The sequence below is a fragment of the Pseudomonas sp. G.S.17 genome (assembly GCF_038096165.1).
Classification (GTDB): Bacteria; Pseudomonadota; Gammaproteobacteria; order Pseudomonadales; family Pseudomonadaceae; genus Aquipseudomonas.
In genome coordinates this window covers 5,814,359-5,827,257 of sequence record NZ_CP151076.1, presented here as the reverse complement: position 1 = coordinate 5,827,257, position 12,899 = coordinate 5,814,359, and the positions used below count along the sequence as shown (strand labels likewise).

At 59.2% G+C, this 12,899-nt stretch carries 10 protein-coding genes; 9 read left to right on the top strand and 1 reads right to left on the bottom strand.

The features are described from left to right. Positions 1 to 157: 157 nt before the first annotated feature. Entirely contained in the window at positions 158 to 1,426 is a 1,269-nt protein-coding gene (locus AABC73_RS27185) for a malic enzyme-like NAD(P)-binding protein (protein WP_341521658.1), read from the top strand. Positions 1,427 to 1,587: 161 nt separating this feature from the next. Here AABC73_RS27185 and AABC73_RS27180 read toward each other — a convergent pair whose 3' ends face one another. Then, positions 1,588 to 4,050 carry a penicillin-binding protein 1A gene (locus AABC73_RS27180; RefSeq protein WP_341521657.1) on the bottom strand — a complete coding sequence of 821 codons (2,463 nt, stop codon included), beginning with the start codon at positions 4,048 to 4,050 and terminating at the stop codon, positions 1,588 to 1,590. 206 nt (positions 4,051 to 4,256) lie between these two features. Between AABC73_RS27180 and AABC73_RS27175 the strand changes: the two genes are divergently transcribed. From AABC73_RS27175 to AABC73_RS27140, 8 genes are all read left to right on the top strand, one after another. Next, the gene (locus AABC73_RS27175) at positions 4,257 to 5,321 is read left to right on the top strand and encodes a pilus assembly protein PilM (protein WP_341521656.1); all 1,065 of its coding nucleotides are present in this window, start codon (positions 4,257 to 4,259) and stop codon (positions 5,319 to 5,321) included. After that, entirely contained in the window at positions 5,321 to 5,887 is a 567-nt protein-coding gene (locus tag AABC73_RS27170) for a PilN domain-containing protein (protein WP_341521655.1), read from the top strand. Before AABC73_RS27175 ends, AABC73_RS27170 begins: the two co-directional genes overlap by 1 nt. Next, a complete protein-coding gene (gene pilO / locus AABC73_RS27165; protein WP_341521654.1) occupies positions 5,884 to 6,507 on the top strand; it encodes a type 4a pilus biogenesis protein PilO in 624 nt (207 codons plus the stop codon). The genes AABC73_RS27170 and pilO overlap by 4 nt, the downstream gene beginning before the upstream one ends. Further along, complete coding sequence (locus AABC73_RS27160; RefSeq protein ID WP_341521653.1) at positions 6,504 to 7,031, top strand: pilus assembly protein PilP; 528 nt, start codon at positions 6,504 to 6,506, stop codon at positions 7,029 to 7,031. Before pilO ends, AABC73_RS27160 begins: the two co-directional genes overlap by 4 nt. A gap of 56 nt (positions 7,032 to 7,087) precedes the next feature. Beyond that, complete coding sequence (gene pilQ / locus AABC73_RS27155) at positions 7,088 to 9,163, top strand: type IV pilus secretin PilQ (RefSeq protein WP_341521652.1); 2,076 nt, start codon at positions 7,088 to 7,090, stop codon at positions 9,161 to 9,163. A gap of 4 nt (positions 9,164 to 9,167) precedes the next feature. Beyond that, positions 9,168 to 9,686 (top strand): shikimate kinase AroK, encoded by a 519-nt coding sequence (aroK, locus tag AABC73_RS27150; RefSeq protein WP_044901649.1) that lies wholly within the window; start codon positions 9,168 to 9,170, stop codon positions 9,684 to 9,686. Between the two features lie 129 nt (positions 9,687 to 9,815). Further along, a complete protein-coding gene (gene aroB / locus AABC73_RS27145; RefSeq protein ID WP_341521651.1) occupies positions 9,816 to 10,919 on the top strand; it encodes a 3-dehydroquinate synthase in 1,104 nt (367 codons plus the stop codon). Between the two features lie 10 nt (positions 10,920 to 10,929). Next, positions 10,930 to 12,561 (top strand): AAA family ATPase, encoded by a 1,632-nt coding sequence (locus tag AABC73_RS27140; RefSeq protein ID WP_341521650.1) that lies wholly within the window; start codon positions 10,930 to 10,932, stop codon positions 12,559 to 12,561. Positions 12,562 to 12,899: the final 338 nt, after the last annotated feature.

Genomic DNA, 12,899 nt, shown 5'->3' with positions numbered 1-12,899 from the left:
CAACGAATGTCCAGCCTGCAAGTTGGGGTCTATTTAAGCGTAAAGTCGTAGTCCCCGCCCCCTTGACAGTAGTGACTGGTCAGTCTTGTTAGGACTTTGCATCTTGCGTATCCTCGGCGGTCCGTCTGTCCCACAGTAAAAAAAGCGGAATGCCCACATGTCTGATTTGAAAACTGCCGCGCTCGAATATCATGCCAACCCGCGTCCAGGGAAACTGAGCGTCGAACTCACCAAGCCAACCGCAACCGCTCGTGACCTGGCCCTGGCTTACAGCCCTGGCGTCGCTGAGCCTGTGCGTGAAATCGCCCGTGATCCCGAGCTGGCTTACAAATACACCGGCAAGGGCAACCTGGTAGCAGTCATTTCCGATGGCACCGCCATTCTTGGTCTGGGTAACCTCGGCCCATTGGCTTCCAAGCCAGTGATGGAAGGCAAGGGCGTTCTGTTCAAGCGTTTCGCCGGCATTGACGTGTTCGACATCGAAGTCGACTCGGAAAGCCCGCAAGCTTTCATCGATACCGTTAAACGCATCTCCATCACTTTCGGCGGCATCAACCTTGAAGACATCAAGGCCCCAGAATGCTTTGAGATCGAGAAAGCGCTGATCGAACAATGTGACATCCCGGTGTTCCACGATGACCAGCACGGCACCGCGATTGTGACGGCGGCCGGCATGATCAACGCCCTGGAAATCGTCGGCAAGAACCTGGAAGACGCGAAAATCGTCTGCCTGGGCGCTGGCGCTGCGGCCATCTCCTGCATGAAGTTGCTGGTGAGCATGGGTGCGAAAATCGAAAACATCTTCATGGTTGACCGCACCGGTGTGATCCACGCCGAGCGCAGCGACCTGAACCAGTACAAGGCGGTGTTCGCCCACGCCACTGAAAAACGCACGCTGTCCGACGCTCTCGACGGCGCCGATGTGTTCGTCGGTCTGTCCGGCCCGAATCTGCTGAGCGCTGAAAACCTCAAGCTGATGGCCAAGGACCCAATCGTGTTCGCCTGCTCGAACCCGGACCCGGAAATCTCCCCGGAACTGGCGCACGCGACCCGTGACGACGTGATCATGGCGACCGGCCGTTCGGACTACCCGAACCAGGTCAACAACGTGCTGGGCTTCCCGTTCATCTTCCGTGGTGCCCTGGACGTTCGCGCCAAGCGCATCAACGAAGAAATGAAAATCGCTGCGGCCAACGCCTTGCGTGAACTGGCCAAGCTGCCTGTGCCACAGGAAGTGTGCGACGCCTACGGTGGTATCAAGCTGGAATTCGGTCGTGAATACATCATCCCGAAACCAATGGACACCCGCCTGCTGGGCCTGATCGCCGACGCAGTAGCCAAGGCTGCCATCGAAAGCGGCGTTGCCACCCTGCCGTATCCAAAGCACTACCCGCTGACCAGTGTTGATGACGTGTTTAACGGCTAAACGCTGATTCGGAAACACAAAAAACCCTGCAGCGATGCAGGGTTTTTTGTGGGCTCAATTCCCGTAGGACCGGCTTTAGCCGGGAGGGGATATACGTGCGCTACATCTGCTTCGGCAGGAGTGACGCCCTCCCGGCTAAAGCCGGTCCTACGGTTCTCGGTTCAGAACAAATCAATCGGCGCCGACTCATCCGCTGGCAGCGGGCTGCCCGGTGCACTGCCGCCGCCCAGTTCGTTGACGCTTGGCGGCGTGTCTTCGCTTTTGAATAGCTCGAAGAACGCATTCGGCGTGCTTGGCGAAGCCGCGCGGCCGCTGATCGGATCGACTCGCAGGCTGAGGATGCCATCCGGTTCGGCCTGAACATGCGGCGGCTTGTCTTTCAACGCGGCGCTCATGTAGGTCATCCAGATCGGCAGCGCCACGGTACCGCCAAATTCATGGCGGCCCAGGCTTTCCGGTTGGTCGAAGCCGGTCCAGACGGTGGTCACGTAATCGGCGTTATAACCGGTGAACCACGCATCCTTGGATTCGTTGGTGGTACCGGTCTTGCCCGCGATGTCCGGACGATTCATTGCCAGCGCGCGACGGCCGGTGCCGCGCTTGATCACATCCTGCAACATGCTGTTGAGGATGTACGTGGTGCGACCATCGACAATGCGTTCGGCCACAGCCGGGGCTTTCGGATCGACCGGCGGCGTGGCCGGTGGCGGGCCTTCAGTCGACGAGGTGACCAGCGCCGGGCCGTTGGCGACGGCAACCACTTTGGTGTCCGGGGCAATCTTGCTGTCGACGGCCGGCACGGTTGGCGGGTTGGCGTCGAACAGCGTGGCACCGTCGCGGCTTTCGATTTTCTGGATCAGGTACGGGCTGACTTTGTAGCCGCCGTTGGCGAACGCACTCCAGCCGCTGACGATTTCCATCGGCGTCAGCGTTGCAGTACCCAGCGCCAGGGACAGGTTGCGCGGCAAGTCGTCCTTGTTGAAGCCGAAACGGGTGATGTAGTTGATCGCGGTGTCGATGCCCAGCTGTTGCAGCAGGCGAATCGAGACCAGGTTGCGCGACTTGTACAACGCTTCGCGCAGACGGATCGGACCGAGGAACGTGCCGTTGTCATTCTTCGGACGCCAGACTTTATCCAGGTATTCGTCGACGAACACGATCGGTGCGTCGTTCACCAGGCTCGATGCGGTGTAACCGTTGTCCAGCGCTGCGCTATAGAGGAAGGGCTTGAAGCTCGACCCGGGCTGGCGCTTGGCTTGCATGGCGCGGTTGTAGTTGCTTTGCTCGAAAGCGAAACCGCCCACCAGAGCGCGAATCGCGCCGTTTTGCGGATCAAGAGACACCAGCGCGCTTTGCGCTACCGGAATCTGGCTGAATTTAAGCGAGCCATTCTCCTGGCGTTGCAGGCGAACCAGATCGCCAACATGAGCTACGTCAGCTGGTTGCTTGGGATTTGCCCCCAGACTGTTGGTGTTCAGATACGGCCGCGCCCATTTCATGGTGGCCCACTCGACGGTTTCTTCTTTCTCGCCGTTGCGGGTCAAGACGCGCAGGCCGGTCTTGTCGACCTGAGTAACGATGGCCGGCTCAAGGGTGCTGATGGTGCGTTGTTTGGTCAGTTCCTGCGCCCAGGCCTCGCGAGTCATGGCCGGGAAGCGACTTTCAGGGCCGCGATAGCCGTGGCGCTGGTCGTAATCGATCAACCCTTCCTGAACCGCATTGTTGGCGTGTTCCTGAAGATCGCTCGGCACAGTAGTGGTGACGCGGAAGCCTTCGGTATAGGCTTCGCTGCCGTAACGGCCGACCATCTCGGCGCGGGCCATCTCGGCGATGTAGGGCGCGTTAACTTCAGGCGTCGGGACGTGGTAACTGGCGTTGATCGGCTCGTTGAGTGCGGTCTGATAAGCGTTCTGGTCGATCTTGCCGAGCTTGAACATGCGGCCCAGGATCCAGTCGCGACGTTCTTTGGCGCGAACCGGGTTGGCCAGCGGGTTGAAACGCGAAGGTGCCTTGGGCAAGCCGGCGATCATTGCCATCTGCGCCAGACTTACGTCGCGGATGGATTTGCCGTAATACACCTGCGCTGCCGCCTCGATCCCGTAGGCGCGGTTGCCCAGGTAGATTTTGTTGACGTAGAGTTCGAGGATTTCATCCTTGGTAAGTTGGCGCTCAATTTGCAAGGCCAGAAGAATCTCGGTGGTTTTGCGCGAGAAACTGCGTTCACTGGTCAGGAAATAGTTTTTCGCCACCTGCATGGTGATGGTACTGCCACCTGATTGAATGTGGCCGCTCTTCACCAGTTGTGAAGCGGCACGCATCAGGCTGCCAGGGTCTACGCCGTAGTGATTGGCGAAGTTGTCATCCTCGGCGGATAGCAGGGCATTGATGAAGTTGGGTGGTATTTCGGCGAAACGAATTGGAGTACGGCGCATCTCGCCAAATTCAGCAATCAATTTGCCGTCGCTGCTGTATACACGGAGCGGGATTTGCAGTTGGATACTGCGCAGCGCGTCTACCGAGGGCAGGCTTGGGCTCAGATAAAGGAATGCACCGCTCAAACCGAGCAACAGCCCGCAGAATATAGCGACGAGAGACCACCAGAAAAACTTCAGCAGGCGTATCAAGGCTTTTGGATTTCCAGATAAAAGAATGGGTTAAGCGTAGGCCGTTACAATTGAACACGCCTTGAAGCTTGGTTAAACGAAAAAAACGCTGGGCATTATAAGCATTTTTCGTCCCCGAGCGTTATTTGCGCTACTGTCAAGACTGCCGACAGTGGCTTTGGACAAAAAAATATCCGTAAGTGACGGAAACTCATAGGAATTAGGTTGTGTTCGAACTCTTCAGTAAGAAGGCCAATACCCTTCTAGGGATCGATATAAGCTCCACCTCGGTAAAACTCCTTGAGTTGAGTCGTTCCGGCACCCGGTACAAGGTCGAGTCTTACGCGGTCGAACCGCTCCCGGCCAACGCCGTGGTCGAGAAGAATATTGCCGAGCTCGAAGGCGTCGGCAATGCGTTGTCACGCGTGCTCGTCAAGGCCAAGACCAACGTCAAAGGCGTCGCCGTTGCGGTAGCCGGATCGGCGGTGATCACCAAGACTATCGAGATGGACGCCGGTCTGTCCGACGACGACATGGAAAATCAGCTCAAGCTTGAAGCTGACCAATACATTCCTTATCCGCTTGAAGAAGTCGCCATCGATTTTGAAGTTCAGGGCTATTCGGTGCGCAATCCTGAACGTGTCGAAGTTTTGCTCGCAGCCTGCCGCAAGGAAAACGTGGAAGTTCGCGAGGCCGCGCTGGCGCTGGCCGGGCTGAATGCCAAAGTCGTCGATGTCGAAGCGTACGCCCTGGAGCGAGCCTTCGGCCTGCTGTCCGCGCAGTTGGGCAATGGTCACGATCAACTGACCGTCGCCGTCGTTGATATCGGCGCAACCATGACCACCCTGAGCGTGCTGCACAACGGCCGCATCATCTATACCCGCGAACAGCTGTTCGGCGGGCGTCAGCTCACCGAGGAAATTCAGCGTCGCTACGGTCTCTCGATGGAAGAGGCCGGATTGGCGAAGAAGCAGGGCGGCCTGCCCGACGATTACAACGCCGAGGTGTTGCAGCCGTTCAAGGATGCCGTGGTTCAACAGGTGACGCGTTCGCTGCAATTTTTCTTTGCTGCCGGGCAATACAACTCCGTCGACTACATCATGCTGGCGGGCGGCACTGCGTCGATTTCCGGCCTCGACCACCTGATCCAGCAGCGCATAGGCACCCCTACGCTGGTCGCCAACCCGTTCGCCGACATGGCCCTGAGCGCCAAGGTCAACGCGGGCGCCCTGGCCAGCGATGCACCCGCCTTGATGATCGCCTGCGGTCTGGCCTTGAGGAGTTTCGACTAATGGCCCGGATCAACCTTCTCCCCTGGCGCGAACAGCTTCGCGAAGAGCGCAAGAAACGCTTCCTGACGGCATTGGCCGGCGTGCTGGTCGCGGCGGTCGGCGCACTGCTGCTGTTCGATCAGTACGTCAGCAGCGCCGTGACTCACCAGCTGGCACGCAATGCCTTCATTCAGAAGGAAATCGTCCAGCTGGACGGGCGCATCAAGGAAATCAGCGAATTGCGCGCGCGCCGCAAACAGCTGCTGGAACGCATGAAGATCATTCAGGATTTGCAGGGCAACCGGCCGATCATCGGTCGAATCTTCGATCAGATGGCGCGCACGCTGCCCGACGGCGTGTATTTCTCTGAAGTGAAAATGACTGACAAGTTGATCAGCATCAACGGCGCGGCCGAGTCCAACAACCGTGTCTCCGACCTGATGCGCAATCTCGATGCGTCCGACTGGCTGGAAGCGCCGGTCCTCAACGAGGTCAAGGCGAACGCCGACAACGCTACGGATCGGACCAACTCCTTCCAGTTGACGGTACGCCAGACCCAGCCGGCGATTGAAGGAGCCAAGCCATGAATCTTTCGGAATCCCTGGAAGGGCTGCGGCGCATTGATATCAGCGACCTGACGCTGGAAAACCTGGGCTCGTGGCCTGCTGCGGTCAAGGCCATTTCGGGCATGTTGCTGCTGGTCCTGGTGCTGGCTTTGGGTTACTTCTTTTTCATCCAGGATCTGGAAACCCAGCTCGACAGCGCCCGCGCACAGGAAGTCACGCTCAAGGATCAGTTCACCACCAAGGCCTTCCAGGCCGCGAATCTTGGGCCTTACAAGACCCAGATGACCGAGATGGAAAACACTTTCGGCGCCTTGCTGCGTCAGTTGCCAAGCGACACCGAGGTGCCGGGGCTGCTTGAAGACATCACCCGTACCGGGCTGGGCAGCGGGCTGGAGTTCGAAGAAATCAAGTTGCTGCCCGAAGAGGCTCAGCAGTTTTATATCGAGCTGCCGATACAAATCACCGTTGTCGGCGCGTATCACGATCTGGCGACTTTCGTCAGTGGCGTGGCCAGCCTGCCGCGGATTGTCACGTTGCATGATTTCGACATCAAGCCGATGGATCCCAAGAGCCCGACCATGTTGCGCATGAGTATCCTGGCCAAGACCTACCGCTATAACGATCAAGGGTTGAAGAAATGAGGGCGCCGCGACTGTTGTCCATCGGCATCGTGCTGATGAGCCTGGCGGGTTGTGAAGGGGACAGCGCCTTTACCGACCTCAGCGCTTTCATGGACGAGGCGCGCGCGCGGCCTTCGGGCACTATCGAGCCGTTGCCGAAGTTTAGTCCCTACGAAGCCTTCACCTATAACGCGGCGAATCTGCGCAGTCCGTTTCAGCCGCCGATCAAGATCGATATGATCAACCGCCCGAAAGGCTCGCGGCTGGTCAAGCCGGATGATGCGCGCCCTCGGCAGTTTCTCGAAGGTTTCAATATCGAGTCGTTCGATATGGTCGGGACCATGGCCAACGATTCCGGAACCTTCGCCCTGCTCAAAGGTGCCGGTGGTGTCCACCGCGTAAAAGTGGGGGATTATCTGGGGCGCAACAATGGCCGGATCATTTCGATCAACGAAGCACAAGTCGATGTCATTGAAATAGTTCCTGATGGAGAGGGGGCATGGTTGGAAAGGCCGCGCAGTATTTCCCTGAAAGAACGCTCATGAAATGGGCCAAGCCAAGCACGCAACAGACCCTCGTGTCAGCAGGACGGAAATTGAACATGACTAGGATTCTCTCGATTATCGGCGTGTCGCTATGGATTGCGATAACGTCGCCGATTGTCCAGGCTGCCAACCTCAAAACGCTGGATGTCGCTGCGCTGCCGGGTGACCGGGTCGAGCTCAAGCTGACGTTCGATGCTCCCGTTCCTGCCCCGCGCGGCTACACCACCGAGCAGCCGGCGCGTATTGCCCTGGATCTGCCGGGCGTGACCAGCCAGCTGGCCACCAAGACCCATGACCTGGGCACAGGCAACGCGCGCAGCGTGGTGGTCATCGAGACCAAGGATCGCACTCGCGTCATCATCAACCTCACGGCGCTGGCTCCCTACAGTTCGCGAGTCGAAGGCAACAAGCTGTTCGTCGTCATCGGTCAGGGCGCGGCGGCTGCCCAGGCATCGCAACCTTCAACCGCTCAGGGCGCGGCGCGCGTAGCGGTCCCGCCTCCTGCACCGGCCAGGCCTTACGTGCCGGTGGGCAAGGCGGTGAAGAATGTCGATTTCCAGCGTGGCGAGTTGGGTGAAGGCAATGTGGTCATCGAACTGACCGATGCCAGCATCGCCCCGGATATCCAGGAGCAGGGCGGCAAGATTCGCGTCGATTTCCCCAAGACCCAGCTGCCGGAACGGCTCCGTGTCCGCCTGGACGTCAAAGACTTCGCGACCCCGGTGCAGTTCGTCAATGCCAGTGCTTCCGGTGACAAGGCCAGCATCAGCATCGAACCGTCCGGCGCTTTCGACTACTCGGCCTACCAGACCGAAAACAAGCTGACCATCAGCGTGCGGCCGTTGACCCACGAAGACCTGGATCGGCGCAACGCGGAAAAACCGGTCTACACCGGCGAGAAGCTGTCGCTGAACTTTCAGGACATCGACGTGCGCTCGGTGCTGCAACTGATCGCGGACTTCACCAGCCTCAATCTGGTGGCCAGCGACACGGTTCAGGGCGGGATTACCCTGCGCCTGCAAAACGTGCCATGGGATCAGGCGCTGGATCTGGTGCTGAAAACCAAAGGCCTGGATAAACGCAAGATCGGCAACGTGCTGCTGGTTGCGCCCGCTGACGAAATTGCCGCGCGGGAACGCCAGGAAATGGAATCGCTCAAGCAAATCGCCGAGCTGGCGCCGCTGCGCCGCGAACTGCTGCAAGTGAATTACGCCAAGGCCGCGGACATCGCCAAGCTGTTCCAGTCGGTGACCAGCGCCGAGGCCAAGGCCGACGAGCGCGGCTCGATCACCGTCGATGATCGCACCAACAACATCATTGCCTACCAGACTCAGGATCGTCTCGACGAACTGCGCCGTATCGTTTCGCAGCTAGACATCCCGGTGCGTCAGGTGATGATCGAAGCGCGCATCGTCGAAGCGACGGTCGGTTACGACAAGGCGCTGGGCGTGCGATGGGGCGGTTCGAGTACCAACGGCAACTTCACGGCGGGCGGCGGGACAGCCCAGCCGACCACCTTGACCGGCCAAAGCACCAGCGCACCGTACGTTGACCTCGGCGCTGCCGGTGCCACTTCCGGGATCGGCATCTCGTTCCTGACCGACAACACCTTGCTCGACCTTGAGCTGAGCGCCATGGAGAAAACCGGCAACGGCGAAATCGTCTCCCAGCCCAAAGTAGTCACGTCTGACAAGGAAACCGCGAAAATCCTCAAAGGTACGGAAATCCCGTATCAGGAATCCAGCTCCAGCGGCGCGACGTCGGTATCGTTCAAGGAGGCTTCGCTGTCCCTTGAAGTGACCCCGCAGATCACTCCGGACAACCGCATCATCATGGAGGTCAAGGTCACCAAGGATGAGCCGGACTACCTCAACACCGTGCTGGGCGTACCGCCGATCAAGAAAAACGAAGTCAACGCCAAGGTGCTGGTATCCGACGGCGAGACCATCGTGATCGGTGGCGTGTTCTCCAATACGCAAAGTAAAGTTGTCGACAAGGTGCCATTTCTCGGCGATGTGCCGTATGTTGGCCGCCTTTTCCGGCGTGATGTGGTTTCCGAAGCGAAATCCGAGCTGTTGGTGTTTCTCACTCCGCGTATCATGAACAACCAGGCGATTGCGGTGAGTCGTTGATTCTGTGCGAAATTTAATTCTTGTAGGACCGATGGGGGCTGGCAAAAGCACCATCGGTCGTTTGCTGGCCAAAGAGCTGAGACTGCCGTTCAAGGATTCCGACAAGGAAATTGAACTGCGGACGGGGGCGAATATTCCCTGGATTTTCGACAAGGAAGGCGAGCCCGGCTTTCGCGACCGCGAACAGGCGATGATTGCCGAACTCTGCGACAGCGACGGGATCGTCCTGGCCACAGGCGGCGGTGCCGTCATGCGCAGCGAAAACCGTCAGGCGCTGCATGCCGGTGGGCGTGTGGTGTATCTGCACGCGTCCGTCGAACAGCAGGTCGGACGCACGGCGCGTGATCGCAATCGTCCTTTGCTGCGCACGGGCAATCCAGCCCAGGTGCTGCGCGACCTGTTGGCGATCCGTGATCCGCTGTACCGGGAAATCGCCGATGTGGTGATTGAAACCGACGAGCGGCCGCCGCGGATGGTGGTGATTGACATCCTGGCGCGCTTGGCAGAGCTTCCTCCCCGTTAAAGCGCAGACGGAAATGCGCTATCCTCGACGACCATAAAAAGCAGGGTCGTGACATGGCATTAAGCCATTTTTTACGCGGACGCCAAGATGCGTGCGCGAACACCCATTCGGTAATCAATGTGGGGACACATGCAGACACTTAAGGTCGAGCTTGGCGATCGGAGCTACCCGATTCACATTGGCGAAGGATTGCTGGATCGCCCTGAATTGCTTGCGCCGCATATCGTCGGCAGACAGGTCGCGATTGTTTCCAATGCCACCGTCGCGCCGCTTTACCTTGAGCGACTGACGCGCACCCTGGCCGGTTATAACGTGCTGCCGGTCGTGCTTCCCGATGGCGAAGCCTTCAAGAACTGGGAAACCCTGCAAACCATTTTCGACGCGCTGCTCACTGCCCGCCATGACCGCCGTACGACGGTTATCGCGCTGGGCGGCGGTGTGATCGGCGACATGGCTGGCTTTGCTGCCGCGTGCTACCAGCGCGGGGTGAATTTCATCCAGATCCCGACGACCCTGCTGTCTCAGGTGGATTCATCGGTGGGCGGCAAGACCGGCATCAACCATCCGCTGGGCAAAAACATGGTTGGCGCGTTTTATCAGCCGGGCGTGGTCCTGATCGATACGACGACGCTCAATACCTTGCCGGAGCGCGAGCTTTCGGCGGGTCTGGCGGAAGTCATCAAGTATGGCTTGATCTGCGATGAGCCGTTTCTGACCTGGCTCGAAGAAAACGTTGATCGCCTGCGCGGGCTGGATCAGGCCGCGCTGACTATCGCCATCGAACGCTCATGTGCCGCCAAGGCCCTGGTGGTCGGCGCCGATGAGCGTGAGTCCGGTGTGCGCGCTACGCTTAATCTTGGTCACACCTTCGGCCACGCGATTGAAACCCATATGGGTTACGGCGTCTGGCTGCACGGTGAAGCGGTTGCGGCAGGCACGGTCATGGCGCTGGAAATGTCTTCGCGCCTGGGCTGGATCACCACCGAGGAGCGTGACCGTGGCATTCGGCTATTCCAGCGCGCCGGTCTGCCGGTGGTGCCGCCGCAAGACATGACCGAAGACAATTTCCTCGAACATATGGCAATCGACAAAAAGGTGATCGATGGTCGCCTGCGTCTGGTGTTGCTGAGCCGGATCGGCGAAGCGGTCATCACTGACGAATATCCGAAAGAAGTATTACAGGCCACGCTGGTTGCGGATTACCGCGCTCTCGTGGATCAGCTTAGAGGTTAACGAAAAATCCATGACTAGTTTGCACGCGGACGAGGCCTTCCTCGGCCATTACCAGTTGAGTCATGACCCCTTTGCAACGCGGGTGCCTGGCTTCAAGTTTTTCCCTGCCCAGCGCAAGCCTGTACTGGGTCAGCTCCATCATCTGGCGCGTTACAGCCAGTTGCTGCTGGCGGTTACCGGTCCTCAAGGCAGCGGCAAGACCTTGCTGCGACAGGCGTTGGTGGCGAGCACCAACAAGCAATCGGTGCAGAGCGTCGTGGTTTCGGCGCGTGGCGCCAGCGATGCGGCCGGGGTTTTGCGTCAGGTCGCGCAAGCGCTCAGCGTTGCCCAGGCCGAGATGCGCGCCATCCTTGCCCAGGTCGTGCAATTGGCGTTGACCGGCCAGGAAGTCTATTTGTTGGTGGACGATGCCGAACAACTGGGCGAATCTGCACTCGAAGCATTGCTGGGTCTGGCGGCGGGCACGCCGGAAGGTCGTCCGCATGTGTTCCTGTTCGGTGAAGCTTCGCTGATTGATCGCCTGGAACAGCTGTGTGCCGATTCCGAAGTCGAGGGTGAGCGCTTTCACGTCATCGAGCTTGAGCCTTACACCGAAGACGAAACCCGGGAATACCTGGCGCAGCGGCTGGACGGTGCAGGACAAGGCATCCAGCTGTTCACGGCCGAGCAGATTACCGACATTCACGAGCACTCCAACGGTTGGCCAGGTGCTATCAACCAGGTTGCTCGAGATTCAATGATTGAAGCGATGATCGCCAGTCGTACTGCGGTCAAGCGTCCAAGTATGGGGTTCAAAATGCCGAAGAAACACGTATTGGCTCTGGGTGCGGTAGTCGTGGTGGGAGTATTGGCAGCCGTGCTGATTCCTGGTCGCGGCAACAACACCACAGCGCCAGCCAACGCGCCTGCCAATGCCCAGGCGCAACTGCCGCTGGGGCAGGGCAAGCCTGCGACACAGCAATCGAACAATGGCGCACCGGCAATCGAATTCGCCGGCAACTCGCAGCCTGTGCCGTTACCGCTGGGCGGAAACTCGCAGCCGGTCATGCGCGGTCCTCTGGCTGAAGCGGCAGGTTCGGGTGATGGCGACGATGACGGCGTGCCGGTTTCGTCGGCCGCTCAGCCGCCGACCGTTACCACCACCGCGCCGCCTGCTGGTGTAGCGGCGGGAGCTACGCCACGTTCTTCCATCGCGCCGCCTCCGGCAGCCGCGGTTGCTGCGCCTAAACCAGCGGCTCCGGTAGCCAAGCCTGCCGCAGTGCCAACGCCGCCGCCTGCGCAGGTCGCCACGGCCAAGCCAGCAGCCAAACCTGCCGCACCAGCGCCAGCCACTGCGGCTGCAAAACCGGCTGCCGGCGGCAACTGGTACAGCGGCCAGGCTCCAGGCCATTATGTCGTGCAGATTCTGGGTACCAGCTCCGAAGCCACCGCTCAGGCGTTCGTGGCCGAGCAGGGCGGCGAGTATCGCTACTTCAAGAAAACGCTGCAGGGCAAGCCGCTGTATGTGATCACTTTCGGTAACTTTTCTGATCGTGCTGCCGCCCTGGCAGCCATCAAGGTATTGCCAGCCAAGGTTCAGGCTGGTAAACCTTGGCCTCGTACTGTCGCCAGCATCCAACAGGAGCTTGGCGCAACTCGCTGAAGTCGCAGCGGCTTTATCCAGGCCGCTCACCCAGCAACCCTGTTTTAACGCTTGAGCGTGCTGCCAGTTGGCAGCGCGCCTTGTGCTGTCTGCGTTGCAGGCGCATCGTGTTTTCAGGGTGCCTCGGTCAATCTCACAAAAAAGACTTTGACTAGCACAACATCTCGCTATAAACCTTCAGAAATGCGACACGAATTTACGCCTGTTCGTCGTTAAATTTGTGACGCCTTGTGTCGGTGTGTACAATGACCTCCCTTTTGCTCCCGCTAAGCTGGCGTACGTTCAGCGCGAGAGGTAACTGGTTGAATTGAAAAGAAATTTGCCTCGAATAGAGGCAG

What these genes read in the sequence shown, in the direction of transcription:
- AABC73_RS27185 (WP_341521658.1), top strand. Translation starts at nt 158, where the DNA reads ATGTCTGATTTGAAAACTGCCGCGCTCGAATATCATGCCAACCCGCGT.
- AABC73_RS27170 (WP_341521655.1), top strand. Translation starts at nt 5,321, where the DNA reads ATGGCCCGGATCAACCTTCTCCCCTGGCGCGAACAGCTTCGCGAAGAG.
- pilO (WP_341521654.1), top strand. Translation starts at nt 5,884, where the DNA reads ATGAATCTTTCGGAATCCCTGGAAGGGCTGCGGCGCATTGATATCAGC.
- AABC73_RS27160 (WP_341521653.1), top strand. Translation starts at nt 6,504, where the DNA reads ATGAGGGCGCCGCGACTGTTGTCCATCGGCATCGTGCTGATGAGCCTG.
- pilQ (WP_341521652.1), top strand. Translation starts at nt 7,088, where the DNA reads ATGACTAGGATTCTCTCGATTATCGGCGTGTCGCTATGGATTGCGATA.
- aroB (WP_341521651.1), top strand. Translation starts at nt 9,816, where the DNA reads ATGCAGACACTTAAGGTCGAGCTTGGCGATCGGAGCTACCCGATTCAC.
- AABC73_RS27140 (WP_341521650.1), top strand. Translation starts at nt 10,930, where the DNA reads ATGACTAGTTTGCACGCGGACGAGGCCTTCCTCGGCCATTACCAGTTG.